The following is a 23014-nucleotide window of genomic DNA, read 5'->3' as shown; positions in this document are numbered from 1 at the left end:
GCGGCCCGGCGCAAAGAGGCGTAAAATTGTCGGCGCAAGCGTTACCAGAACCCATTCCAACAGCGTGTCTGGTCTTGGCGACAAAACGCACTAACGGCAGAAGTCCGGACATGTGCTGACCAGCCATGCAGGCATAGTCATACCTCGACGCACAATCTGACCATTCTCGATTTCAAGCACAGGCTCCGGCATAACGCCTGAATTATCGGAGATGACAACACGGTCAGACAGGCCAATAACAGTCGGAAGATTGGCGAGACTGCCAATATATCGTCTGCGAATGGCTTCCGGTTCAATGAAATGTCCACCACCCGCAGCACGTGCCCTGACGCGCTGAACATTCATTTCGACCGACGCCAGAGCAATATATCTCAGCTCGATATGATATCCGGCGTTCCGCGCCGCCGTGATGCGACGGATTACGGAACGGCCAGATAATGTCGTTTCGAGAGAAATCGACTTCCCGGCGGCCAGCGACGCGTTGAATATCTCGATGGCTCGCCGTCCGGCCTCCCTGTCTGCATCGCGCGGGCTGCCTGGGTTGATCCCCCGCGCTATCTGGTCGGGGTCAATGACGATGTCGACCGGCTCAATGTCAGCGCTCGTGCCAACCCGCAGACTGCTTTTTCCGGAGCCGTTCGGTCCTGCGTAAATCAGTAATCGTGTCACGCGGGATAGGGAAAATCTTCGTCGCGGAACTCTTCCAGCGGTGCAAGACGTTCAACCCGACCGCCGGGAAATTCGCGCACAACCCATCCCTTCTGGACATAGGTCATGATCTCGCCGCTCGCTGTCCGGGCTTCCCGTGCCCGCTCGCCAGCAACGCGGACCGCCTCAAAGCTGGCCCATGCATAGTGCTGCCGCTCCTGCATCTTGTATTCGGACATGACGACCCCGTTTATCCATGACGTTCTATGGAGTCACTCATAGCACAATCGTTGTCTGACGCGCAGAGGTCTTTTGCCCAGACGGACATCAGGCCTGCGTTGATATCCCTACAGAAGCCAGAACACCGACCGCTTCCCGTCTGAGCGGTTCTATTTCGTCGAGGGCCGCCAGCCAGAATGTAGCCCCTTGCAAACGTGTCAGGGCGTCCGTGGCTGCCCGCATAGGGTCATCAACCGCACCCTTTTCGAGGATTTCCGCCATTCGGGCGCGCAATGCAATTACGAAATCCCGGACAGCCGTCTTCGCCTCTGGCGTGTCAATCGGGACTCCGAAAGCCAGGTGGAAGCCTACACATCGTCCACGCTCGCTAAAGACTGCGACAATACGGTCGATCAGTTCTCGATAAGTGTGCATCCAGTCGACTGCCGGATCGGGAAGCCCTTCAAAAGTTTCCTTCAGGGTCAATTCGAGAACATCAACGACGAGCGATTCCTTACTTGGAAGACGATTATAAAGACTGGACTTCTTCAGACCGACCCGCTCGGCCAGGTCGTTCATCGAAGCGCCGGTGTATCCCCGTTCCCGGAAGAGTTCGCGCGCAGCAATCACGATATCGTCATAGGATGCTTTCATCTTTATTCTTCCATTAAGACCGATCGGTCTGGTTTCCTGATTCCGGGATCATTTCATTCTCAAAGTGTCAGTCCATCGTCAGGAGACTCAGTCATGAAACTCTATGATCTCGATGTATCCGGCAATTGCTACAAGGTGCGCCTGTTTGCAGCCCTTACCGGCATTCCTCTTGACCTTGTGCCGGTTGATTTTTCCAAAGATGAGCAACACAGCTCGTTGTTTACGGACCTGAATCCATTTCAGGAAGTACCGGTTCTCGTCGATGGCGAGACGGTCGTCCGGGATTCTCAGGCCATTCTCGTCTATCTGGCTTGCAGTCTGTCCGACCAGCGATGGTGGCCCGATGACAGACGCGTTCAGGCGAACATTGTCGGGTGGCTGTCAGTTGCAGCCTGTGAGATCCGCAATGGGCCGAATGCCGCACGTCTGATCAGGAAGTTCGGTGTCGATCTCGACATGGAGGCCGCCCTTCACTGGAGCACCAAGATTCTTCCAATCCTCAACAAACATCTGGAAAGCCGAGAGTGGCTGGCATCAAGCCATCCTACAATCGCCGACTGTGCAGTCTTTCCTTACCTCTCGGTTGCGCACGAGGGCAGTGTGGACGTAAGGCCTTTCCCCGCGTTAATGGCGTGGATGACACGGGTCAGCCGTCTCCCCAATTTCATCCCGATGCCCGGTATGCTGACGTTACCATACTAAGTTGGCCAGCGAAGCGGGCGATCAAAGCCCGATCCCCATGTCCCGCTTCCGGCCGAACGACCAGTCCACGCCCCCGTCCTCCCGTGCGACGCCGGAGACATGACGCCCGATCTGTTTCTCCAGCGATGGCGTCCAGGGAACAAGCTGGAACCCGAGGCCGCCATCAATCATAGCAAAGCGCCCCGAAGCGAGGGTCAGCCGCTGTCGGTAGGTTCCAGTGACGTACTCGCCGGCCTCAGCACTCTGGATGGGCTGGCCGGTTTCGCGCGCCAGACGCCCGGCCACGTCCCGCATCTCCAGCGCCCGCATGGAGGCGACCATGCCACGCGGATAGCGCACGCGCGCTCCGTCCTGCTGTGCGATCCCCTGCTCGACCAGATGAGCGCTGCGCTGGCGTAGCGCGTCACGCACTTCCGCGCCGAAACCACCCTCTCCCAGCGCCACCGGTTCGCGAGCGACAAGCTGGCGGTCCAGCCATGTCGCGCCCCGCGCCAGCACCTGCTCTCCGATCGGCAGATCGGACCGCACCGCAAGTGTCGCCCGTCGCTGCCCCTTCGCATCCTGATAGGTCCGCAGTTCAACCAGCCCACCGTGCGGCACGTCCCGGCCGCTTCCAGTGATGGCAGTTGGACATGGTGCGTGCGCCCGTCCACGCCGTCGATCACCGCATAGGCACTCCCCTTCAGTTCATCATCCAGACCGCGCGCGACCAGACGTCCGATCACCGGCTCGGCCGGGTCTTCCCCGGCCAGCACCCATGACGACGAGGGCCGTTCGATCCCCTGTTCACTCAGACCACGGTGGATGCGTTTGATGATGTCATTGCGCTGCCCCATCTCGCGCAAGGTGACTTCCGCCGTTTCCTCCAGCCGCCATTGTCCGACCCCGACCTCATGGGCAAGGCCCATCCGTTCCAGTCGCCGCAGCCGTCCGACCTTCATGACCGCGAACGCGTCTGGCTGCCGGTCAGGCGACGGCGCCATGTCGATGATACCGTGCTGGTTCGCGTCCTGCTGCAACTGACGGTCCAGTTGGGTCCAGCGTTCTGCCTCGACCTGGCGTTCAACGTTGCGGTGTATTTCCTGGTCGGTGCGCGGCCCGAGTTCAAGCGTCACCAGGTTCTGGGCGCGAGCACGCAATCCCTCGCGGATGTAATCCCTGGATATGACCAGATCCTCGCCGTCCTGGTCCTTGCCCCGCACGATGATGTGGATATGCGGATTGTCGGTGTTCCAATGCGACACGGCAACCCAGTCCAGCTTCGTGCCGAGATCCTGTTCGGCCTGCGTCATCAGTTCCCGCGTGAAGGTTTTCAGGTCCGCCATCTCAGTTGCATCCTCTGGTCCCACGATGAAGCGGAAATGATGTCGGTCATCCTGACACCGCTCGGCGAATTCGCGCGCGGGCACATGGTCGCGCTCGGCCCCGAACAGCCGGGCCTTCTCCCCGTCCTTCGTGACACCTTCGCGCTGGAGATAGGAGAGATGGGCACGCAGGGTCGCCCGTGCGCCATGCCGGACCACCCGCGCCTTGACGAGGGCAAGCCGGGTGCGCCTGGACAGGAGACGATTGGCACGGGTTGCCGCTCCCCTGCCCCGCCCGAAAGTGGACGGTCCCTTTCCGGCACGCCCCGAGCCAGGACGGCCCATGCCACCCGCCCGGTTGGTCGCGGCCAGCACGCGGCCGATGAAGGACCGCCCCTCGCGGACACGGGGCAGGCGGATGCGGCCCGGCCGGACCCGGAAATCGTCATCACGGGCCATGAAGATCGCGACCTTGCGCTAACACATTGAAAACAAGCCAATCACGCCATCGGACACCTTGGGATGGGAAAATGACCTTGTGAAAAACCCAGAAAAACTGCCCTCCCCAACCATTCCGCACCTTGCGGCTTTTATCTTGCATTAGGCCCCAAAGACCCGATCCCCAGCGCAACCGCCGTTCCCCCGACTTCTCAGCTCCCCGCGCCATCGGCATCGGTGCGCGCCCTATCATGGTGCCTGCTCCAAAGAGACGGGCACGAACAGCGCTTCGGACGTACCGACCGATGCCTGGGGCGTGTGCGGGAAATGTCCGGCAAACAGCGTCTCGTTAGGCTGGTCGCGCGCAACGGATACGCCGGTTTCGTGCAGACCGTCCGCAGGAAACGTGCGCCGGTCGAGCAGGTGTGTGACAGAGGCGACGTAATCCCGGGTCTCGTGTGGGAGAGGCTGGCCCGTTGCAAGATGGGCCTCATAACGGCCCGGTCCTGCATTATAGGCCGCCAGAAACCCCGCATCCCCATAGCGGTCATGCAGCAGGCGGAGATAGCTGGCACCGGCAAGAATGTTGTCCTGCGGATCAAAAGGATCGGTTCCAAGAGCGAGATCGCGCCGCAACTCCTGCCATGTCGCGGGCATGATCTGCATGAGGCCCATTGCCCCTTTGGCGGAGATGGCATGGGTGTCACGGCGGCTTTCGACATGCATCACCGCGCGGATCCATTCGGGCGGCAGGGCGACACGCGCTGCCGCCTGATCGATCATTCCCTCGATGTCCTGCGCGCTGGCAGGATGCATCAGAGCCACCAGCGAAGCCGCCAGCCCTGTGCAGCACACGCGGACGAGACTGCACCTGGTCGGCGTGCTAGCATTGCGGCCACCCTGTCGCGCTCCTGCAATCAGGCGCATCATTCGCGTGCTCCCTGACGTTTCTGCGGGCGGTTCCAGACAAGCTGCCAGATCCGTCCACCCCGGCCCGCCTGGAACAGGCTCGCGCGCAGGCCCTGTGCCAGAGAGGGGTCGTCGAGCACCACGACGATGTATTCGCCTGCCCGTTCGCCAGTGCGTGTCCAGCCCGCGCCGACTTCTGGTCCTTCGGTACTGTCACCGAGATAGATGCGATAATCCGGTGCGTTGCCGCCGTCAGGTGTCTCAACGCGCGCCAGAATCAGTTCGGCATCCAGCGCAAGTGTGCGCAGGCGTCCTGAAAAACCTTCAGCCGTGCGCGTAAAGAGTCCAATCTGCGCCATGTCAGTGATCCTTTGAAGTATGAGAAGGAGGCGGGCTGGCGGCGGGCGCTGACCGGATAGAACTGCACCAGCAATTCATGCACGCGACGAAAACGATCGGCATGAAAAATACTGCCATTCTGCTTTTCCCAGACGATCTCCTGAGCGTGTCGCAGCCCTGCCGCCCGGAAGTCCGGTGCGGTAGCCATAAAACTGCGCAGGGAGCCGAAGACCCAGAGCGAGCCATGAGGCTTCAATGCCTTTGCCGCTAAAGGCGACCATCCGCGTACATGCCTGTCCCACGCCAGTGATGTCTCGCCATAGGGCGGATCAGAGATGATCAGATCAAAAGGCCCGTGATCAGGCATCAGGAGCCGGCAATCGCCGCAAAGGGGGGTCATGGCGATACCCCCTGTTCCATACCGCCATGTCTGCCTGCCACCATACGGCAGAGCGCAGAACTGTCGGCAAATGTCGGGCCAGAATCACCAGTTTTTATGATAGTCGAAGACTCACGTGCGCGCTCAGGCGCGGTGTACAAGTACAGAATGGTTATAATATTTAGTACTTTTAGAGAGCCATAATTTCTCCTTTTATTACAGCTTGTTAGATGGATTTCCGATTCCTGATAGGTCGATGGGCATCAGGAGTCCTCCACATGGTTATCCACAGGACCTTGTGGATAAGTTTCTTTGCTGGGATCAGGGAAGAAGCGGAGTACCGGCACATTGCTGGCGTCGGTCTCCAGACGCAGGCGGTAGCCCGGCAGGGTGTCTGCCGCGACCAGGCGGTGGATTTCGAAGACAAACCGGGGATAGGGAGAACGGGATGCTGACTTGCGGTAGAGATGGGGTAGATCGAACGCCCAGCCATCGGACTGCCGACCGGCATGTCGGCGAACGAGGAGATACAGCCAGCGCTCGAACCCGCCGGTCAGGGTGAAGTAGCGGGGGTCAAGCGTGAGGACACCCCGGCGACCGATGACATCGCAGAGCCATTGGGGCAGGATCAGGTCTAGTTCTCCACGCCGTTCCTGCCAGGCGATCAGCCACGAAAACCCCTGCGCGCCGTCACGGGTCTGGCGCAGCGATGTCGTCACACGGGTTCCTGATCGCCCCGTTCTCCCTTACCGCCGGCGGCGTTCTGCATGGAATGCGCTTCATCGAAGATGATGACCCCGTCGAAATCAGCGCCCAGCCACTCGACGATCTGCTGGACGCGGGAGGCTTTCGCGCCGCGTTCTTCCGTCCGGAGCGTCGCATAGGTCGTGAACAGAATACCCTCGGTCAGACGGATGGCGTTACCCTGCGGAAAGCGTGACTGGGGCGTGACCAGCAGCCGTTCCATCCCCAGCGCCGACCAATCGCGCTGCGCGTCTTCGAGAAGTTTGTCGGACTTCGACACCCAGACGGCCCGCCTGCGACCCTGCAGCCAGTTATCGAGGATGATGCCCGCGACCTGCCGCCCCTTTCCGGTGCCGGTGCCGTCGCCAAGGAACCAACCGCGACGGAAGCGGACGCCGTCGGGGTCGTCCTCACCGACACGAGTGAGGACATCCCATGTCTGATCGGCTTTCCATCGGCCTGCCAGATAGCGATCATGGGCCTCGCCGGCATAGATGACGGATTCCAGCTGCGCGTCAGAGAGCAGGCCGTCACGGATGACAGGGTCAGGGAGGGTTGGCTTGTGGCAAGGCCCGGGCGGGCGCACCGACGCCATGGCGGCCGACTGCACCAGTTTGGTGGGATGCGGCCGAGCGCCGGGAATTGCGATACTCTGGAGGCGATAATCCTCATAGAGCGCGTCAGACAGACGTGTCGTCACGGTTCCGTCTCCGTCCGGCGGCAGGATCTCGTAGGACAGGGCCGCACCCTGCATTTCCGAGACCGTCCTTTGGCGGGATGCGACGGCAGCCTTGCGCCCGAGATAGCCCCCCACCGTGCGAGGCGAGGTGAGAGCAGCAGAGCGTGACACTGCCGACGACTGGTGCGCCTGTGGCTGACAGGACGGCAGATCACCGATGATCCAGCCCAGCAGCGTCGGAAAATCGGGAGCGGTGCCACGGGTCGCGACAAAATGCGAGGGCTCGGAAGCGGGTATGCGGTCGAACACCAGGACCCGCGTTTTAACACCCGTTCCATGTTGCCGGTACAGATCCCCCGCGACACCGGCCGAAAACACCAGACGTGCCTTGGCCTGCAGAGTGGTAAAGCCATCGGTCCATCGCGGGTTGTCGGGGCAGAAGGACGTACCGGTCAGGGCGACAAGCCGCCCACCGGGCTTCAGCCGGTCGAGTGCGGAGGCGATATGCCGGAACGTCGTGTCAGGCGCCCGCCCCGCCACATGCACCGTCGCCGAAAAGGGCGGGTTCATGATGACGACATCCGGCTGAACGCTCTCGGGCAGATAGTCGTGGATCTGGGCAGCGTCATGCCGGAAAGACCGGGCCGTGGGAAACAGGGCCGTCAGCAGATCGGAACGGCCCGGTGCGTATTCATTGAGAGTCAGGACCGCGCCCGCCAGTTCGGCGAAGACGGCCAGAAGACCGGTCCCTGCCGAGGGCTCCAGCACATGATTGCCGCGCCCGATATCAGCCGCACGAGCAAGGCAGAACGCCAACGGTAATGGTGTCGAGAACTGTTGCCAGGTCTGGCTGTCGTCCGAGCGACGCGTCTGCGAGGGGAGAAGAGACGCCAGACGCGCGATACGGGCCAGCAAATCTGTGTCGTCGGATGCTTTGGTCATCAGGGCCGGACCGTAGCGGCGCAGGAACAGCACGGACGCGGCCTCGGCGGCGTCATAGGCCATCTTCCAGTCCCATGCGCCCGTTGCGTCAGCCGCGTTGAAGGCGGTTTGCATGGCTCGGCGCAGTCGGCTGGCGTCGAGCGTCTCCCCGCGTTCGAGGTGGGACAAAAGCAACCCCGCGGCGGCAAAGCCGCGCAGGTCGGGAGTGGGTGTAACAGGGCAATCCATAACGGTGGTCTCCGGGAGGGAAGGAGGAACGGTCCCGGCACGCCTCTCTCTCCCGCGCCAGAACCACCCGGCCCAAAACAGCCCTCTCCCTTCCCGTCCCCGCCCACAGGAGAACGCCGGGCTTGAAGCCGCCACAATCTCCCCGTAACGGTTCTGTGAGGCTCACGCCTGAACCATTCGTACAGAAGGCATTGCGCATGAAGATTTCAGAACTGGTCGACCAGATCGCCGAGACGACCGACGCCAGCAAGACCGATACCCGCAAGGTGCTCGACGCCCTCGTGGAAGCGATGACCGCTGCCGCCCAAAAGGGCGAGGAGATCTCGCTGCCCGATTTTGGCAAGTTCAAGGTGAAGGCCGTGCCGGCCCGCGAGGGACGCAATCCGGCGACCGGCGACAAGATCAAGATCGCAGCCTCCCGCAAGCTGGCATTTACGCCCGCCAAGGCCCTGAAAGACGCGCTGAACGGCTGAAAACACTCCCTCCCCGGTGGTCCCGACAAACAACAGGAGGTCCTATTTTTGTGGATCGGAATGTCCTGTTTCTGTTACTGTGCAGGACCATCAGGGAGGTCCATTAAGGTCATCATGATCCAGCTACGTCGCACCAGAACGCTGAAAGAGCGGCTGAAGACACGCATTCGCCGCGCGCGCGGCGACGTCTTCGTGCCGCGTGACTTCGCCGATCTCGGCGAATATGACAGTGTCAAAAGAGCCCTTCGACAGCTCATTGTCGAAGGCGAGATCGCGCGTCTGGGCTACGGGGTCTATGCCCGCGTAAAAACGAACGGCCTGACTGGCCGGCCGATGCTTGCCGTCCGCGGCGGCTTCGATGGAGCCGTGCGTCAGACTCTCAGCAAACTAAAGGTCGACTGGCGGGAGTCCGATACGGTCCGACAGTACAATAACGGGCGCACGACACAGGTTCAGGCCAATCCGGTCTTCGAAGTCCAGAGCCGGTTCAACCGGAAGCTGCGCTATCGAAATCTTGAGGCGCGGTTTGAAAAGCCTTACGCCTGATCTGCTCGCCGAAGTTGCCGATGCGCTTGACCTGTCATCCGCAGCTCTCGTGGAAAAGGACTATCGCGTTGTAGAGGTGCTGGCAGCACTTCAGCATGCGGACCTTCCTCAAGGAATAAGTCCGGTTTTTGCTGGCGGCACATGCCTAGCTCGCGCCCATCGGCTGGTTGCCCGGATGTCCGAAGACGTGGATATGAAGGTCGCCATAACGCCGCTGCCGTCGAGCAAGAGTGCGGCCCGGAAGATTCTGGGCACGCTGAAGGACATCATCAGTAAAATCGCGATGGACCTCGGTTTTCCCGAACCCGTCATTTCCGCCAAAAACGAAAACCACTATATCCGTGCCGAACTGCGCTATGCGGGCAGCATGGCCGAAGACGTCGATCTGCGCCCGCACCTTCTCGTCGAACTGACATACGCGCCTGCGGCACTCCCGACCGTCGACAGATCGGTGCGGTCTTTCGTCAGCGAAGCAACGGGTGCCGAACCGGAAATACAGCAGATCACCTGCATTTCCGTGGATGAGACCGCAGCCGAAAAATTCGTGGCCCTGACCCGTCGGACAGCAGGTTATCTGGAAGGACGGAAAACAGACGCTTATGACCGCTTCCTGATCAGGCACGTCTACGACCTGCATTGCATCCTGCCCCATCTCGATCTGCCTCGTGTCTCGACACTTGCCAGACAGATCATGGTCAGTGACGCAGAGCAGTTTAAGAAATGGTTCCCTGCGTATGGCGCAGACCCAGAGGCAGGCACCGAACAGGCGTTAGCTTATCTTATGACGAATTCAGAATGTCGTGATTCCTTCGATCGGTTTCAGGCATCCATGGTTTACGGCGAACATTTCATCTACGACACGGCAATGGCGTCAGTAAAGAGCCTGTATGCCGCCATTAAAGAAACCGAAAATCATGTAGATAAAAAAAACGATGTCGAACCAAATAAAAAACGACCGAAATAAAGACAACGGCGATAAAGATTATCACTTTTCCAAAGGAAAAACCGGCAGGATCGTCCGTTGGCTGCTCCGCATTGGTAAGCGGCCCGAAACCGTTGATGAAACTGTCACCGCACCCGCCGTCCTCACACTCATGGCATTCCTCTGGGCTGACAAACATCCGGATTGCGGCCAGCTTCCGATATGGGTCTATGTCGCCTCCGTAGCTGCTGCCGGAACCTGGTACGGTCTCGTCAGAGGAGGTCCTGAATTTATCAGGCCCTTCTTCAGGGGTATCTTGACTGGCGGACTGACCGCGATGACGCTCTACCTTTGTCTGCCACATATTGCGCAGCCTCAGGAATGGTCTTCCATATCAGGCAACATGATCATAATTGGCATGGATCTGTTTTTCTTTGCCCATGCGCTTTCGGCTATCGCGCGCGAGTTCTTATTAACGACAGAAAATCAGTGGGAACAAGGACGTATACGACGCCAAGAAATATTTGCCGGAGGCATTAATTTTAATGCATGGTCCAACACATATTCCTCATTCTCTCGATTTATGAGGTACCTTGGCTCTCAATTCTATTTATTCTTGCGCTTACTGACAACATCAAAATCTTTGGAGGGGTTTCCTCCTTTGCTATGCGCTTTTATTCTCTTTTTGCGCTCAGCTCTTTGCGGCTCTGTGGTCGGATATTTTTCGACTAAAATATCCGGGATACATTTTTGGCACATGCTCTCCAGTCTCACGCATTTATTGTCTCCACGTATCTAGGCTCAGGACTCATAGCCAGAACAAGACGGTTGCGGCGAGGCAGACTGCCGAGAAGAAGACGGTCGGGCATCTGTCATAGCGTGTTGCGACCCGTCTCCAGTCCTTGAGCCTGCCGAACATGATCTCGATACGGTGGCGTCTTTTGTATTTCCGTTTGTCGTATTTGACCGGTTTTGCACGAGATTTTCGACCAGGAATACAGGGTTTGATCCCTTTCTCCTCCAGGGCCTCTCTGAACCAGTCAGCGTCATAGCCCCGGTCTGCCAGCATCCATTCGGCTGGTGGCAGACTGTCCAGAAGGGCAGCGGCACCAGTATAATCACTGATCTGACCTGCTGTCACCGAGCGGACGTCCGTTCCGGTCGGTGACAGCATGCAGCTTCGTATTCATCCCGCCTTTGGTCCGCCCGATCAAACGGCCTGAGCCCCCTTTTTTAACCGCAGGCTCGAAGCCGTGCGATGTGCCTTGAGATAGGTCGCATCAATCATGATTGTCTGAGACTCTGCCTTGCCAGTAGCCAGTCCCTCCATCATGCGGATGAATACCCCCATAGCGCTCCAGCGCTTCCAGCGGTTGTAGAGCGTCTTGTGTGGACCGTATTCCCGGGGCGCATCACGCCAGCGCAGACCATTTCTGTTCACGAAAATGATCCCGCTCAACACACGACGATCATCAACGCGAGGTTTGCCATGGCTCTTCGGGAAAAAGGGCCGCAGACGATCCATCTGCTCCTCCGTCAACCAATACAGGTCACTCATCTTCAGTCTCCTCACAGAGGCTGAATCAGATTTCCGCAATCATATCAATGGGTCCTGAGCCTACCAAGCATGCTTTTGACGCGGAATTCAGATGAAGGTTGACGAAATACCTTCTACGGCGTGTCGTCAGTCAAGAAGGATAATGATTGAAGCGAAGCGGTTGCCCGCTGCATCGTTCTATTGCGTTTTGGCGGTATGACCGGGGTAATCCCGCGCTCTGTCGATCGGTCGATCAACCTGTCTGCATCATGCGCCCTGTCGACAAGGAAGGCATCTGGGTCCATGTTTTCCAGCATCGGTTCCGCCCGGTTGGTATCCGCATTCTTTCCCGATGTGATGTCAATCTCCACCGGGTTACTCAGGGCATCGCAAATGGCATGGATCTTTGTAGTCAATCCGCCCCAGGATCGTCCGATGGCCTGACGCGATGAGATCGTGGCCTTCCTGACACGCAAATGGAACGTAGAGCACGAATACCGCCTGATCAAGAAACTCTGGGGTTTCCGCAATAACCGCATGGCTGTCCGTTTTGCCTATGAATGGCATGATGATGCGGGTCGATGGTTCCGGTCTTACGGCAATGAACTGTGGGAATTCGATACCGCCGGGCTTATGCGCCGCCGGGTCGCATCGATCAATGACCTGCCGATAGAGGCCGGAGACCGACTGTTCCATTGGCCTGCGGGAAGACGCCCCGACGATCATCCGGGGCTGTCCGACCTTGAACTTTAATGTCCTGAAGAAATTGCTCCCGCCGAAGTTCTTTCATGATTCTGATCCTTACCATCCCTGTTCGGTGGGCAGAACGAACAGTTCTGCGACATCCATGCGGGATGGTGCGTTCAGGGCAAACAGGATTGTATCAGCGATGTCCTCGCCATCCAGATAGGTCATGGACGCCGCCAGGTCATCCATCTGCCTGCGGTAAGTGGCATCCGTAATCTGCTCGTACAGTTCCGACTTCAAGGCACCCGGTTGGATGCAGGTGACGCGGATATTGTGCTTTGGCCCGATCTCCATCCTGAGTCCATCGGAAAATGCCGCGACGGCGGCCTTGGTGGCGCAATAGACGGCTAGGCCGGTAAAGACTTTCCGGCCCGCAATCGAGGACATGTTGAAGATATGGCCCGAATGCTGTGCGATCATCTGTGGAAGAACCGCCGCCGTTGCATTGAGGACACCGGACACGTTTACGTCCACCATACGCTGCCATTCGTCCACTTTCAGGCTGTCAACGTTGGACAGGGGCATCAGGCCCGCATTGTTGACCAACACGTCAATCCTGCCGAACTGGGTGATAAGCGCATCTGCTGCAGCCTTGCATGACGTCAGATCCGTAACGTCGGTTGGAAGGGCAACGGCTTTGCCGCCTGCCCCGGTGATTTCCGTCGCCAGCGCGTCCAGACGGTCCTTGCGCCGTGCTGCCAGACCGACAATCGCCCCCTCTGTTGCAAGTTTGCGTGCTGTTGCAGCGCCTATCCCGCTGGAGGCTCCGGTAACAAGGGCGACCTTACCTCTGATACTCATGATAATCTTCACCTATTCCGTTTAAAAAAGAACGAGAAAACAGGTAAAGACCAAGGCAGATGGTTTCTGTCGTCCTCTTGCTAAAACCATTGTGATTTTGCGTTTTTGTGAGTTGGGCTGGACAATTCACGGCACGCCTGAAAGGGAAACCGGATGCCTTACCCGCATCGTTCTTCGCTGCATGCCGCCTGTTATGCCCTCGAGGACCGTATTCCGGGCCGGAAGATCGGGCAAAGCCAAGGAGGGGCATGGAAAGAGGCCGAGGCACAGATATTCCGCCGGCCGCAACACGAGGATGAAGTGCTGGTCCCGGCCGTGGCCGAGCCCTTGCTGGTCTGGATCATCTCGGGAGAAGCGCAGATCGAGGAACGAGAACTGACCGGTGAATGGACGAAAAGTGAGGTCGGATCCGGATCATTCTTCCTGACACAGACCAATGCGCCTTACCTCATGCGCTGGCAGGCCGATCCGGACCGTCCGTTTGAAGTCCTGCATCTTTATCTGGGCCTTACTCTGGTCAACCGGGCTGCCCAATCGTTGGGGCTTAATTCGTCCCGGCTCTCCATGCGCGACATTTCCGGTGTTCAGGATGCATTCATCTCTGGCGTCATGACAGGTCTGACAGCCGAGATCCAGACACCTCATTCGGCCAGTTCGCTATTTGTGAATGGACTTCTGGAAAGTCTGACCGTCCATCTTCTGCGTCATTATGCCCAGACACAGCCTTCGCCCACACCCAGACCCGCACAACTGCCAGCGTGGAAGCTGCGCAAGGCGCTGGATCATATGGAGGCCCATCTCGCCGAACCGTTCGATCTCGATTTTCTGGCCGGGTTGTGCGGGATGAGCCGGTTTCATTTCAGCCGGTCATTTCACAACACCATGGGGCAAAGCCCGTCACGCTGGTTTATCCGACGGCGTGTGGAACATGCGAAAAACCTTCTATCGCAGACCAACAGGTCCATCATCGAGATTGCCCTGACCAGCGGCTATGAGAGTGCGAGCCATTTTGCACAGATGTTTCACAGGGAAACCGGCATCAGCCCACGCGACTACAGGAAGCTATGACATCATCGGAATGGATATGACTGTCAAACGGGGATGCAGCGAAAGAAGATGCCGCGCGCCAGACAAGCGGGGTAAATGACTACACCCTGATGGCCAAATCGCTGCTCCCGCCATCAACCAAAATTGTCGTCACGCCTCAGCGCGAGCGGGTTTGCAAGAGCGGGATCTGTCGCATTGGTCTTCAGCAAGCCCCTCCTCCTTTTCGCCTATTTCCCGTGTATTTCTTGCGACACATCGCGCTGTCCTTTTCCCGACGATCTGCGGGACAGAAAACGCGCCAAAGCTGGCCCGGTGACCAGAACACAGAAAAACCGGGCGACCTGCATGGCAATGACGAAAGGCATGTCCACTTTTGTGGTCGAGGCGATAATGGAGACGGAATCAGCTCCACCAGGGCTGGTTGCAAGATAAGCCGTCAGCAGATCCACATGCGCCAGCCGGGCAAGTATCAATGCAAAGCCGCCACACACCGCAATCAGCGCGAGGATGGAACCCAGCACGCGTGGAAAGACACGTCCGGCATAAGCCAGCACGTCTGGCGTAAACCGCATGCCGATGCCCCACCCGACCAGGACATAGGCCGCGACCAGCAGAAAATGCGGCTGTTCGATCGGCAGATGAGCACCAAGCCTCGCGGCCATCCCGATCCCCATGGGCACAAGCAGTCCCCCGGCCGGCACGCGCAGACGGGTTCCCACGGCGCTCCCTGCCAGTGCGATCACCAGCGCCAGTAAAGCCCCCTGCCATGAGAGGGTCTGTGCCACGACCAGCGGGGCGGACGGCGTTCCGGCTACGCGCGCAACAACAGCCGCAATGACGGCGCAGCAGGCCACGCGCAGATATTGCATGAAGGCGACGAGCCGCATATCCGCCCCGTATGATTCCGCCATCAGGGTCATGACCGTGGCCGCACCGGGTGATGAACCCCAGATCGCGGTATTGCCGGGTAGCAGGCGCGAGCGTGTCAGCAGCCAGCCGAGAAGGGCTGCCGCAGACAGGGTAGAAAACGTACCGGCAACAAAGACCGGCCAGCTGGCTGCCATTTCGTGAAAGATCGAGGCTGAAAGATAGCTGGCGATCATGACCCCGACCACGCCCTGTGCGCCGAGAAAGGCCCAGCGGGGAATACGGACCGCACTACCCCGTGTGGCCAGTACGACCGCCGCCCCCAGTGGTCCCAGCAGCGGCGCGGCCGGCAGGCGTAAGACGGCCAGAAGCATACCGAAAACCAGCGAAAGCAGCGCCAGTAAGCCCCATCGCCCGGTCAGCAGCCACGCTGATGGCCCCACCCTCACCGCTTAACCGCCAAACACGATTGTATCGGAAGGCAGCACGCGTGCAATCCGCGGGAGGATCGAGCGGACGGAAACATCATGAAGGTCTGCTGACAGGCTAGTGCAGAGATCTTCGGCGATGACAATATGGTAGCCAAGTTCCCAGCCGTGCCGTGCGGTGGATTCAACCCCGAAATTCGTAGCAATACCGCCCAGCACGACCGTCCGGATGCCCCGCCTGCGGAATTGCAGGTCAAGTTCCGTGCCGGTAAATGCCCCCCACTGATGTTTGGTGATGACGATATCGCCGGGTGCTGCCAGCCCATCGGCCAGGTGCGCCCAGTCCGTTGGCAGGCCGCCTTCCGGCGGGCTTAAGGGCTGGTCGGCCAGACCCGGTGGCGCGTCGGCAAAGTCAGGTGCAAACGCGACCCGAACCAGTACGACCGTAGCACCTTCATCCCGGAAGCGAGCAGCAAGCGATTTACCGCTCTCCAGCACCTGCGACGATGGCCGCGGGGCGGTTGGCAGGGCAAGTATGCCATTCTGCAGGTCAATGAGGACAAGGGCTGTGGTTCGCGGGTCAAATCTGTTCACGGATCGGCGCCTTCCGGGATCTGGATACATGGTCGGGTCAAACATCGACCGGCAATGGAAAATCGGTTATGCGAGGACTGTCTCGCATAAAAGAAAGTTGAGGGTACCCTCGCATTATGTCAAGCCCGCCCCGTTCATCACCACTCGCGCCCAAGCGGCAGCGCGGACGCGACCGCGTTGAAGCGATCCTTACGGCCGCGACAACGGTCTTTGGCGAGAAATCTTACGAGGCGGCGACAATGACCGAGATCGCTGCCCGCGCCAGCACGGCAATCGGTTCGCTCTACCGTTTTTTCCCGACCAAGGACGTGCTGGCCGCCGCAGTGCTCGAACGCTACGGCGCGCGGCTCCTGCATGCCCTGGATGAGTTGGTCGACCGCGATCCGCCGCTGTCGCCACGTGATGCAGCAGAAGGACTGCTGGACATCATCCAGCGTCTGCGGACGGAACGCTCAGTCGTCCTTTCCCTGCTCGACAGCGGGATTACCCTGCCAGATGGGACAGGAACGCTCCGCAAGGCGCTGATCGGGCGCATGAGCCAGTTATTGTCACGGCTGGGTGGTTCTCCGGGTCCACATGACGAACGGGCCGTGATGCTGCTGCATCTGGTCAAGGCGATCTTTGCCCTGCCACAGGATCTTTCGGTCCCCCGCCCGGCCCAGGACAAGGAAGCCATTACGATGCTGCGGCTCTATCTGGAACATGCGGTCGCCTCCCGCTCATCCGGGTCAGAGGTCGCTCCGTAACCTCTGAATCCGCACACAGCCGATCGATATCTTCAGCGATCGCGTCATCTGGATTGAACGGGTCTGCTTTTCAAAGCATAACTGACTATAATGCGGTGAAAATCGAGCTTTGACTCTCCAACTGTTTCGCGAAGGTCAGAGAAACGCATCAAGCCGATGCAGCAGTTCTGCCGGTGCTTCTTCCTGCGGACTATGACCACAGTCGATCGCGTATCCCCGCACGTCCACGGCTTTTTCGCGCCATGTCTCGACAACGTCATATAGCGCGCCCACGGTGCCACGTGCACCCCACAGAGCCAGTAATGGGACCTCAATCCGCCTGTCTGCATCAGTCGCATCATGGACCAGATCGATGCCTGCTGCAGCGCGGTAGTCTTCGCATGCTGCATGACGCATTGCCGGGTCGGCGTAGCATCGACGATATTCGGCCATGACACGCGGATCGACCGATCCTGGTATCTTGATCTGTCCTGCAATGTGGCTTTCGAGAAAAAAGTCCGGATCCCCGCTGATCAGCCTTTCAGGCAAGGGGGCGGGCTGGATCAGAAAAAACCACCAGAAATAGCGTCGGGCGAATTCCATATTGGTCCGGGCATACATCGTTGCTGTCGGTGCGATATCGATCAGCACCAGTTTTTCCACCGACTGCGGCGCATCCAGCGCCATGCGGTGCGCCACCCGTCCGCCCCGGTCATGCCCGACAACCATGAACCGTTCAAATCCAAGCTGGTGCATGACGCCAACCTGATCAGCCGCCATGGCCCGCTTGGAATAGTTGGCGTGATCCGCCCCACCTTCAGGCTTGGCGCTATCGCCATATCCCCGCAGATCTGGGGCCACGATGGTAAATCGTTTCGCCAGTGCGGGCGCAACCTTGTGCCAGGTCAGATGCATCTGCGGATGACCATGCAGCATGAGCAGCGGCGGTCCGTTTCCGCCGGTAGCCGTGCGGATCCGCACGCCATTCACCTCGATATCCCGCCAGCTAAAGCCCGGCAATAAATCGGGGAATTTCCTGATTGCGGTCATGCTTTCACCTGCATTCGTCCAGTGGCACACAGCAAAAAAGCAGAATATCAGGAAACCAGTATTTCCCCTGATGAAGACCTGTTGATTATCTCCCTGCCGCGACTCACAACGGCGTCACTGGGTAGATCAGTTGGGATATCCGAGAGGGTCGATTCGCAGAGCCTGCGGAAATAGACAGGGCTATGTCACGCGTGATCACAGACGTCAGCCCCCAGTGTAACCACAACATCCAGATGAGGACTTTGGCGGGCGTAGCCCACGCCACGACATTATCCCGAGAGACCGTAAAACGTACATCGACGGAGCCAGCATCTCAGCGCGCTACCCGACCAAGTGAAAGTTCTGAACACCTGTTCCAGCCTACATTCCCGCCAGAGTCCTCATGGAGTTTCTTTCAGAGGCAAAAACTGAGGACTCTGGCGGGAACATGCGACGCGCAAGGTTAATTTCTGAGATATGCCAGAAATCTGGAGCCGAAACAGATCGCAAAACGGCCCTCGAAGTGAGGACTCTAGCGGGGTTTTGTGCGCCAAAAACAGGTTTATCCGCCGAACATCAAGGAAAATCGGGCTGTTAGAAGCCTCCTAACCTGAAAATTTCTCAGTTTTGAGGACTTTGACGGGGCGCCAAATTAGCGCTATCTGCAAATCGAGGACTCTGACGGGAAACTTGATGCCCTCAGAGATACCGATTCGCTACACCTCCCTTTTGCGAGGTGACCAACAGGGTACTGAGGACTGTAGCGGAAAAACTGAGGACTCTAGCGACACGTGCTTACGGAGCAAGCACGATTCGCATAAGTTATCCCGAGGACACTAACGGGACAAACTAATATTAGAATACAATTAGTTTTAACTAGTATTAGATCCCGCTACAGTCCTCAGAGACATTCTGAACAAATCCGTGCATCATGGACGCAGAATCGAGCCAACATACATATGCCTAGGGGAGCCATGATGGCGGAAGTGCATGACTTGCTTCAGGAGCATGGTCGACAGCATGTACTCCAGCTAGACATGGACCGCCGCGTCGTTGATGCGGCCGCCGCATATCTGACGGACGAAGATGCCGGACTAGGTTTCATGTATAGCGGCTGGGCACAAGCACCGCTCCCACATAAAAAACAACCCGACTCTGCACCTTGGCAAGTTCGCACCGACAGAGTTACCCTTCTCGTAGAACCAGGTCGACGAACGCTTCCGAATGGGGAACTTCAATGGATTGGTGTCCCATACGGAAGTCGAGCCAGACTTATACTGCTATATCTGCAAACCGAGGCTCTAAGAACCCAGAGTCGCGAAATTGAGCTCGGAAAGTCGCTTCGCGACTGGCTTAAGAAGATGAACATCTCTCCTGGCGGCAAAACGATAGCCGACGTAAGAGAGCAGGCACTCCGCATCACGCGCTGTCGTCTCACTTTCGAGGTCCAACAAGCAGGAAAGTCAGCATTAGTCCAACAACTTATAGTCGATAAGGCACTGTTTACGGAAGATGGCGAGGACTCTAGCGGGGGACAGCTTTTAGCGCGGACGAAGCTAAGTGAAACATTCTACGATCAGCTTCGTCGACATCCTGTTCCTATCCAGGAATCCGCAATTCGAGCGATCAGTAAACACTCGATGGCTTTAGACATATATTGCTGGCTTGCATATCGGCTGCATGTCCTCCAGAAGGACACGCCAATCACTTGGAAGGGTCTTCACGCCCAGTTCGGCGCTGGCGTAAAACGCCTAGACCATTTCCGTGATACCTTCTGCGCTCAACTCAACTTGGCGCTAGCAGTATATCCAGAGGCGGTAGTCAAACTGAGTGCTGTAGGTCTGACATTAGTTCCCTCACCTCCACCTGTTGAGCCAAAACGCACGGTAGTCACGTTTCCTAGGTCCCGCTAAAGTCCTCACTCAAAGTAGACGATGAAAACATCTGCGTCGCATAGAGGCAAATCAGTAGACTAATTGCGGACGAACAGTCGACGGACCCGCTATTTGTCGACAAGGTTCGGGATATTGTCGGTCTTTACATGTCGCCACCGAACCGCGCGATCGTGCTGTGCGTCGACGAGAAATCCCAGATCCAGGCGCTAGACCGCGAACAGCCCGTCCTGCCCATGGTACCGGGCGTGCCGGAACCACGTACCCATACCTATCTCCGGAACGGTACGACGTCGCTGTTTGCAGCCCTCGACATCGCAACAGGTGCGGTAATCGGCAAATGCTACAAACGTCATCGTACCATGGAATTTCTCGATTTCCTGAAACGTATCGCCGCCGAGATCCCTGATGACCGGGATGTTCATCTCGTGATGGATAACTACGCCACACATAAAACGACCACGATCAAGACGTGGCTCGCCCGCCGCCCGCATTGGCATGTTCACTTCACGCCCACCTCGGCTTCCTGGATCAATCAGGTAGAGCGCTGGTTCGCCGAACTGACGCGCAAGCAATTCCAACGCGGCGTGCATCGGTCAACAACTGCACTCGAAGCCGACATCACAACTTTTATCGATGCACATAACAAAAACCCACGGTCGTATCGGTGGGTCAAATCAGCCGACCAGATCCTCGCCTCGGTGAAGCGCTTTTGTCATAAGACAATGAGCCGAACTTCAGATTCAGGTGACTAGTACTAGGCACTCTCGCGTGTAGTCGTCCTCAACGGTCAGCACGCGGAAGCGACATCCGTTGTCCAGCGCTAATTAGGACCGTCGGGCACCGGCGTTGGCGAGTAGGTGCCCATTTCCTGTTTCAGGACACCACACTAATGGACCGACAACCCTTCCTTGCGATACAACCGGAACAGCTTTTTGTGGATCAGGATTACTCCTTCGCATTCCAGAAAGATGTGCCGACCCTGATAGGGAAACTGGCATCGTTCGCCCGCAAGGTGGCGCGGTAGGCCGCGCACCTCGGTATCGCATGGACGGTACGACGCATAGCGCTACGTCCTCGGGTCGACGGTGATGCGACTACAGGCCCGCCCCCGCCGTTGCGAGTAATCCCGTTTGGACACCGCCTTGGTCAGAGCATTATGCCGTAATGCCGGGCGTCTCACGAGTTTCCTACTTGCTGCTCCTCAAGCTTCGAGACCTCCAGCCCACCGTATTTCGATCGTCTTGTGTAGAAGGTCGCGTTGCCGATCCCGTAATAGATGCAGGGGTTGGCCTCCTAATGCTCTCTCGGAACTTTTACTCGTCACCGATAAGTTCATCGATTTCACGTAAGCGCTTTCGGATGGCAACAAGCTGTTCCAGCATTTGGCGCCTAGTGGATCTAAGGCGCCGCGCCTCTGTTACGAGCGCGGCAAAATCAACATGAGATGCAGGCCGCTTGATTGACTTTCGGAATGCTATGATTGCAGAACGAGACGCGCTGGGTCCGACGAGGCCCTTCTCGCGCGCCGCTTCAAGTTCCTCTGGTCCCAGTAAAGTCAGCTGATACGCTGCACTATATGAACCCGGTAGTAACGTCTCGCTAATTCGGCCACTATCCACCATGCTTGCGATCCGACGCAACTGGGAGGCCACCGGTTCGGAGAAAGGGAAAAAGCGTTCGAAACTGGCTTTAAGACGGTTTTTTTCTTCTCTCGAAAAAAGTGCATTTTCTAGCGTATTTAATGCTCGGCCGATTTCCAGAAAGGAACGCGCAGCCTTTTCCCACGCAGATGTTACGGCGCGCTGGGTATCAAGAATGATCCGGATGCGGCCCTCGTCCTTCGCAAGGTCCGTTCCGGAAAATACTGATGCAATTGTCTCCAGGGTTTCAGAAGATACGGTGGTGAGTTCATGTAGCTCGCTAGGACGCGCATCAGATGGCTGTATTTCGTCAGCATCAAGGCCCTGCAAGGCTCGCAGCGAGATGCCGCGCGTCGAATTGGCTTTGCTCACAGGTCCAACTCCTGTCGCAAGTATGACCAGAGTGCGCCAAACGCTTCCGCGTTTTTGGGCCGACTTAGATCCATGACGCCTAACCCTTTACCATTTGCGAGTGATATTTCCTCTGCTTGGGCGATTTCTACGGGACACACGGGTCCGACATTTAGCAATTTGGAGCGGATAGTCGCGTAGGAACGAGTTCGAATATTCGCCCGATTAATGATGAACGCTGCTTTCGCACCGCTCTGTTTCAAATGGCGCATCCACGGTATCACGCTGTCTAAATCGTCTTGGCTTTGCTGGCATGGAACCAGAACAAAATCAGAACTTTCACACAAGCCCAAGATTGCTGTCATGTTGATTTCGATCGAGGGCGGCGTGTCGATGACAATAAAATCGGCCGAGGATTGCCTCGCCATTTTCAGGGTGGATCGCCAGTCATCAAGGGACGCGCGATGTACAGGAATATGGGACACGGCCGGAATACTCGCACGGACGCGTTCCCTGCGTTCCGCCCATGTGGCTAGAGTTGCCTGTTTATCCATATCCAGTCCTAATACTTGTCTGCCAGATTGAGCAGCTAAAACAAGTATATTCCGAGATAACGACGATTTTCCAACACCACCCTTTGGCGATGATAGCATCACGATGGATTGTTTTGATGGAGAGGGATGTTTTGTCATTGGGACCTTATCGATGCAGGAGTTCCGCGGACCGCCACCGTATAGAAGGAGTTTTTACAGGACAGCTTTCTGAATACAAGAGAAGAGTTCCAAATCTTTTACGCCGTAAAATTTTTACCGCGTAAAACGCTTTTGTCTGTTGATTTGATGCGTTGCTTGCGCAGGACGTATCGTCTGGGGATACAGTTAGATTACCTATGGTCGGGAGCGCTAGAGCTTTGAGCCGATTGCCCATTGTTTGCCGAAGAGGAACGGCCAAAAAAAGGTCTAAATAAGACAAAACTGCACCAGATCGACCAGCACGCCGCAAGGGGTAGCTCCTCCCCGTGCTCGGCGTCTGCGTCGCCTGCGCGCGGGTCCGGTGCTGCCGCTACGCGGCACCCTTGCCCCGCACTGCCCGACCCGGTTGCAATGAGAGCTGAAGGAAAGAGTAATCAGGCGACACAACCTGATTAGCACGCCCGTTCCTGACATCCCGAAAACCTGACCCGGAAACATCCCGGCCTGCAGAAGCAGCGCCGGGTGCCGGCGTTTG

General features: G+C 57.9%; 22 protein-coding genes and 5 pseudogenes. 10 read left to right on the top strand and 17 right to left on the bottom strand.

The features are described 5' to 3' along the window. Positions 1-90 precede the first annotated feature (90 nt). The 3 genes from S101446_RS17170 to S101446_RS17160 form a co-directional block, all read right to left on the bottom strand. On the bottom strand, positions 91-669 hold the full coding sequence (locus S101446_RS17170; RefSeq protein WP_014106943.1) for a zeta toxin family protein: 579 nt from the start codon (positions 667-669) through the stop codon (positions 91-93). Beyond that, positions 666-887: a hypothetical protein gene (locus tag S101446_RS17165; protein WP_010512019.1), complete on the bottom strand. Its 222-nt coding sequence runs from the start codon at positions 885-887 to the stop codon at positions 666-668. The genes S101446_RS17170 and S101446_RS17165 overlap by 4 nt, the downstream gene beginning before the upstream one ends. Positions 888-975: 88 nt before the next feature. Then, the gene (locus S101446_RS17160) at positions 976-1521 is read right to left on the bottom strand and encodes a TetR/AcrR family transcriptional regulator (protein ID WP_014106942.1); all 546 of its coding nucleotides are present in this window, start codon (positions 1519-1521) and stop codon (positions 976-978) included. Positions 1522-1614: 93 nt separating this feature from the next. Here S101446_RS17160 and S101446_RS17155 point away from each other — a divergent pair, with 93 nt between their 5' ends. After that, on the top strand, positions 1615-2223 hold the full coding sequence (locus S101446_RS17155; RefSeq protein ID WP_034928099.1) for a glutathione S-transferase family protein: 609 nt from the start codon (positions 1615-1617) through the stop codon (positions 2221-2223). 21 nt (positions 2224-2244) lie between these two features. Here S101446_RS17155 and S101446_RS17150 read toward each other — a convergent pair. The 6 genes and pseudogenes from S101446_RS17150 to S101446_RS17125 form a co-directional block, all read right to left on the bottom strand. Further along, positions 2245-3986 (bottom strand): annotated as a pseudogene (locus tag S101446_RS17150) (relaxase/mobilization nuclease domain-containing protein). Between the two features lie 228 nt (positions 3987-4214). Further along, on the bottom strand, positions 4215-4781 hold the full coding sequence (locus tag S101446_RS17145; RefSeq protein WP_239019508.1) for a lytic transglycosylase domain-containing protein: 567 nt from the start codon (positions 4779-4781) through the stop codon (positions 4215-4217). 110 nt (positions 4782-4891) lie between these two features. Continuing rightward, positions 4892-5233 carry a DUF736 domain-containing protein gene (locus S101446_RS17140; protein WP_034928093.1) on the bottom strand — a complete coding sequence of 114 codons (342 nt, stop codon included), beginning with the start codon at positions 5231-5233 and terminating at the stop codon, positions 4892-4894. Positions 5234-5286: 53 nt separating this feature from the next. Beyond that, positions 5287-5613, bottom strand: a pseudogene (locus S101446_RS17135) (DNA methyltransferase); the annotation flags it as partial. A gap of 242 nt (positions 5614-5855) precedes the next feature. Beyond that, on the bottom strand, positions 5856-6311 hold the full coding sequence (locus tag S101446_RS17130) for a replication initiator protein A (protein WP_244184683.1): 456 nt from the start codon (positions 6309-6311) through the stop codon (positions 5856-5858). Continuing rightward, entirely contained in the window at positions 6308-8185 is a 1878-nt protein-coding gene (locus tag S101446_RS17125) for a strawberry notch-like NTP hydrolase domain-containing protein (RefSeq protein WP_239019510.1), read from the bottom strand. The genes S101446_RS17130 and S101446_RS17125 overlap by 4 nt, the downstream gene beginning before the upstream one ends. Positions 8186-8376: 191 nt before the next feature. Between S101446_RS17125 and S101446_RS17120 the strand changes: the two genes are divergently transcribed. From S101446_RS17120 to S101446_RS17890, 4 genes are all read left to right on the top strand, one after another. Beyond that, on the top strand, positions 8377-8658 hold the full coding sequence (locus tag S101446_RS17120; protein WP_264996583.1) for an HU family DNA-binding protein: 282 nt from the start codon (positions 8377-8379) through the stop codon (positions 8656-8658). A gap of 114 nt (positions 8659-8772) precedes the next feature. Then, positions 8773-9204, top strand: coding sequence for a DUF6088 family protein (locus S101446_RS17895; protein ID WP_034928088.1), 432 nt, complete (start codon positions 8773-8775; stop codon positions 9202-9204). Further along, positions 9185-10168 (top strand): nucleotidyl transferase AbiEii/AbiGii toxin family protein, encoded by a 984-nt coding sequence (locus tag S101446_RS17115; RefSeq protein WP_157684884.1) that lies wholly within the window; start codon positions 9185-9187, stop codon positions 10166-10168. The genes S101446_RS17895 and S101446_RS17115 overlap by 20 nt, the downstream gene beginning before the upstream one ends. Then, positions 10137-10925, top strand: a complete 789-nt coding sequence (locus tag S101446_RS17890; RefSeq protein WP_133250329.1) for a hypothetical protein — start codon at positions 10137-10139, stop codon at positions 10923-10925. Before S101446_RS17115 ends, S101446_RS17890 begins: the two co-directional genes overlap by 32 nt. Before the next feature lie 9 nt (positions 10926-10934). Here S101446_RS17890 and S101446_RS17105 read toward each other — a convergent pair. Both S101446_RS17105 and S101446_RS18825 read right to left on the bottom strand, forming a co-directional pair. Continuing rightward, a pseudogene (locus tag S101446_RS17105) lies at positions 10935-11684 on the bottom strand (IS5 family transposase). Between the two features lie 113 nt (positions 11685-11797). Continuing rightward, on the bottom strand, positions 11798-12202 hold the full coding sequence (locus S101446_RS18825) for a transposase (RefSeq protein WP_082084931.1): 405 nt from the start codon (positions 12200-12202) through the stop codon (positions 11798-11800). Here S101446_RS18825 and S101446_RS17095 point away from each other — a divergent pair. After that, positions 12108-12416: pseudogene (locus S101446_RS17095) on the top strand (DUF1348 family protein); the annotation flags it as partial. The gene S101446_RS18825 and the pseudogene S101446_RS17095 overlap by 95 nt on opposite strands. A gap of 48 nt (positions 12417-12464) precedes the next feature. Here S101446_RS17095 and S101446_RS17090 read toward each other — a convergent pair. Then, positions 12465-13211 carry an SDR family oxidoreductase gene (locus tag S101446_RS17090; protein ID WP_034928751.1) on the bottom strand — a complete coding sequence of 249 codons (747 nt, stop codon included), beginning with the start codon at positions 13209-13211 and terminating at the stop codon, positions 12465-12467. A 153-nt stretch (positions 13212-13364) separates the two neighbouring features. Here S101446_RS17090 and S101446_RS17085 point away from each other — a divergent pair, with 153 nt between their 5' ends. Then, complete coding sequence (locus S101446_RS17085) at positions 13365-14279, top strand: helix-turn-helix domain-containing protein (protein ID WP_087609040.1); 915 nt, start codon at positions 13365-13367, stop codon at positions 14277-14279. Between the two features lie 206 nt (positions 14280-14485). Here the strand turns inward: S101446_RS17085 and S101446_RS17080 are convergent, their stop codons facing one another. Both S101446_RS17080 and S101446_RS17075 read right to left on the bottom strand, forming a co-directional pair. Beyond that, entirely contained in the window at positions 14486-15568 is a 1083-nt protein-coding gene (locus tag S101446_RS17080) for an AbrB family transcriptional regulator (RefSeq protein WP_048851911.1), read from the bottom strand. Positions 15569-15577: 9 nt separating this feature from the next. After that, complete coding sequence (locus S101446_RS17075; protein WP_087609073.1) at positions 15578-16147, bottom strand: hydrolase; 570 nt, start codon at positions 16145-16147, stop codon at positions 15578-15580. A gap of 116 nt (positions 16148-16263) precedes the next feature. Between S101446_RS17075 and S101446_RS17070 the strand changes: the two genes are divergently transcribed. Continuing rightward, positions 16264-16893: a TetR/AcrR family transcriptional regulator gene (locus S101446_RS17070; protein ID WP_087609039.1), complete on the top strand. Its 630-nt coding sequence runs from the start codon at positions 16264-16266 to the stop codon at positions 16891-16893. A gap of 135 nt (positions 16894-17028) precedes the next feature. Here S101446_RS17070 and S101446_RS17065 read toward each other — a convergent pair whose 3' ends face one another. After that, complete coding sequence (locus S101446_RS17065) at positions 17029-17922, bottom strand: alpha/beta fold hydrolase (RefSeq protein WP_087609038.1); 894 nt, start codon at positions 17920-17922, stop codon at positions 17029-17031. A 953-nt stretch (positions 17923-18875) separates the two neighbouring features. Between S101446_RS17065 and S101446_RS17060 the strand changes: the two genes are divergently transcribed. Beyond that, on the top strand, positions 18876-19814 hold the full coding sequence (locus S101446_RS17060) for a replication protein RepA (protein WP_087609072.1): 939 nt from the start codon (positions 18876-18878) through the stop codon (positions 19812-19814). Between the two features lie 77 nt (positions 19815-19891). Beyond that, a pseudogene (locus S101446_RS17055) lies at positions 19892-20548 on the top strand (IS630 family transposase); the annotation flags it as partial. A gap of 561 nt (positions 20549-21109) precedes the next feature. Here S101446_RS17055 and S101446_RS17050 read toward each other — a convergent pair. Both S101446_RS17050 and S101446_RS17045 read right to left on the bottom strand, forming a co-directional pair. Further along, entirely contained in the window at positions 21110-21808 is a 699-nt protein-coding gene (locus S101446_RS17050) for a hypothetical protein (RefSeq protein WP_007400691.1), read from the bottom strand. Further along, a complete protein-coding gene (locus S101446_RS17045; RefSeq protein WP_235450627.1) occupies positions 21805-22479 on the bottom strand; it encodes a ParA family protein in 675 nt (224 codons plus the stop codon). The genes S101446_RS17050 and S101446_RS17045 overlap by 4 nt, the downstream gene beginning before the upstream one ends. Positions 22480-23014 lie beyond the last annotated feature (535 nt).

Source organism: Komagataeibacter europaeus, from assembly GCF_002173515.1.
Classification (GTDB): Bacteria; Pseudomonadota; Alphaproteobacteria; order Acetobacterales; family Acetobacteraceae; genus Komagataeibacter; species Komagataeibacter europaeus.
The sequence above is the reverse complement of the archived record's forward strand: the minus strand, read 5'-3'. Positions and strand labels throughout refer to the sequence as shown.